Here is a 2,912-nt window from a genome sequence, read left to right on the forward strand (position 1 = left end):
ACCCGGTAAAGCCAACCGACGCTGCTCTGCCGAGTTTCGTGTCGTCTGCCTTGAGGGGCAGCGATCCAGCGTTGTCATTGGTGGTGTGGACTCTCAAGCGTGAGGTAAGGGCAATTCGTGGATGCCTTGGCACATACAGGCGATGAAGGACGTGGCACGCTGCGATAAGCTGCGGTGAGGTGTGAGCAACCTTTGACCCGCAGATTTCCGAATGGGGAAACCCACCTATCCGTTTAACTTCGACCGTGAGGGAAACCTCGCGAGCGGAGTTAGGCGGGAACAGGTATCACTTAGCTGAATAAAATAGGCTTCGTGAAGCGAACCCGGTGAACTGAAACATCTCAGTAGCTGGAGGAAAAGACATCAACCGAGATTCCGTTAGTAGTGGCGAGCGAACGCGGACCAGGCCAGTGCCTGATATTCAACTAGCAGAAGCTTCTGGAAAGTAGCACCATAGCGGGTGACAGTCCCGTATGCGAAAGTGATGTATCAGGACTCGAGTAGGGCGGAACACGTGTAATTCTGTCTGAACATAGGGGGACCACCCTCTAAGCCTAAATACTCGTATGTGACCGATAGCGAACTAGTACCGTGAGGGAAAGGTGAAAAGCACCCCGATGAGGGGAGTGAAACAGTACCTGAAACGGATTGCCTACAAGCAGTTGGAGGGTCCTTGAGGCCTGACAGCGTACCTCTTGCATAATGGGTCTGTGACTTAATGTTTCAAGCAAGCTTAAGCCGATAGGTGTAGGCGCAGCGAAAGCGAGTCTGAATAGGGCGACATAGTTTGAAGTATTAGACCCGAAACCCGGCGATCTAGGCATGACCAGGATGAAGGTGCAGTAACATGCACTGGAGGTCCGAACCGATTAACGTTGAAAAGTTACCGGATGAGTTGTGTTTAGGGGTGAAAGGCCAATCAAGCCGGGAAATAGCTGGTTCTCCGCGAAAACTATTGAGGTAGTGCCTCGGATGGACACCCTAGGGGGTAGAGCACTGGATGGTTGCGGGGGTCGCGAGATCTACCAACACTAACCAAACTCCGAATACCTAGGAGTGATATCCGGGAGACAGACGGCGGGTGCTAAGGTCCGTCGTCAAAAGGGAAACAGCCCTGACCTACAGCTAAGGTCCCCAAGTCATCACTAAGTGGGAAAGCATGTGGAAATCCCAAAACAACCAGGAGGTTGGCTTAGAAGCAGCCATCCTTTAAAGAAAGCGTAACAGCTCACTGGTCTAAACAAGGGTTTCTGCGGCGAAGATGTAACGGGGCTAAAGTGATGCACCGAAGCTTAGGGTGTGATCTTTGATCACGCGGTAGCGGAGCGTTCCGTAAGCCTGTGAAGCGATCTGGTAATGGGTCGTGGAGGTATCGGAAGTGCGAATGCAGACATGAGTAGCGATAAAGAGGGTGAGATGCCCTCTCGCCGAAAGACCAAGGGTTCCTGCGCAAGGCTAATCCGCGCAGGGTGAGCCGGCCCCTAAGACGAGCCCGAAGGGGGTAGTCGATGGGAACCACGTTAATATTCGTGGGCCTGGTGGTGTGTGACGGATGGTGTGTGTTGTACGTCCTTATCGGATTGGACGTGCTTCGAAACTGTTCCAGGAAATAGCCCCACCGTATAGACCGTACCCGAAACCGACACAGGTGGTCAGGTAGAGTATACCAAGGCGCTTGAGAGAAGTGTCCTGAAGGAACTCGGCAAATTGCCTCCGTACCTTCGGAAGAAGGAGGCCCTCACAGCGGGCAACCGTTATGAGGGGGCACAGGCCAGGGGGTAGCGACTGTTTAGCAAAAACACAGGGCTCTGCTAAGTCGGCTTCAAGACGACGTATAGGGCCTGACGCCTGCCCGGTGCCTGAAGGTTAAGTGGAGGGGTGCAAGCTCTGAAATGAAGCCCAGGTAAACGGCGGCCGTAACTATAACGGTCCTAAGGTAGCGAAATTCCTTGTCGGGTAAGTTCCGACCTGCACGAATGGCGTAACGACTTCCCCACTGTCTCCAGGACATGCTCAGCGAAATTGAATTCTCCGTGAAGATGCGGAGTACCCGCGGTTAGACGGAAAGACCCCGTGCACCTTTACTGCAGCTTCAGAGTGGCATTAGGAAAGAACTGTGTAGCATAGGTGGGAGGCTTTGAAGCGACGGCGCCAGCTGTCGTGGAGCCATAGGTGAAATACCACCCTGTTGTTTTCTGATGTCTAACCTCGTTCCGTAAGCCGGAACAGGGACCCTCTGTGGCGGGTAGTTTGACTGGGGCGGTCGCCTCCTAAAGAGTAACGGAGGCGCGCGATGGTGGGCTCAGGCCGGTTGGAAACCGGCTGTTAGAGTGCAATGGCATAAGCCCGCCTGACTGCGAGACTGACAAGTCGAGCAGAGACGAAAGTCGGTCATAGTGATCCGGTGGTCCCTCGTGGAAGGGCCATCGCTCAACGGATAAAAGGTACGCCGGGGATAACAGGCTGATAACCCCCAAGAGCTCATATCGACGGGGTTGTTTGGCACCTCGATGTCGGCTCATCACATCCTGGGGCTGGAGCAGGTCCCAAGGGTTTGGCTGTTCGCCAATTAAAGTGGTACGTGAGCTGGGTTCAGAACGTCGCGAGACAGTTTGGTCCCTATCTGCCGTGGGCGTCGAAATTTGAGAGGAGTTGACCCTAGTACGAGAGGACCGGGTTGAACGTACCTCTGGTGTACCTGTCGTCGTGCCAACGGCGCAGCAGGGTAGCTATGTACGGACGGGATAACCGCTGAAAGCATCTAAGCGGGAAGCCTCCCTCGAGATAAGATTTCTTAGGACGGTCGGAGACCACGACCTTGATAGATCGGATGTGGAAGTGCGGTAACGCATGGAGCTAACCGATACTAATTGTCCTATTCGCGCTTGAGAGTCTCACACCATCAATGACAA

The 2,912-nt window shown here is 53.9% G+C and carries 1 rRNA gene; it reads left to right on the top strand.

Annotated features, from left to right (window positions below):
- Positions 1-94 precede the first annotated feature (94 nt).
- Positions 95-2,890: ribosomal RNA gene (locus LRA87_RS18285) — 23S ribosomal RNA — on the top strand.
- The last annotated feature ends 22 nt before the right edge of the window (positions 2,891-2,912 follow it).

The organism is Sphingomonas sp. Leaf37, assembly GCF_920939475.1.
Classification (GTDB): Bacteria; Pseudomonadota; Alphaproteobacteria; order Sphingomonadales; family Sphingomonadaceae; genus Sphingomonas.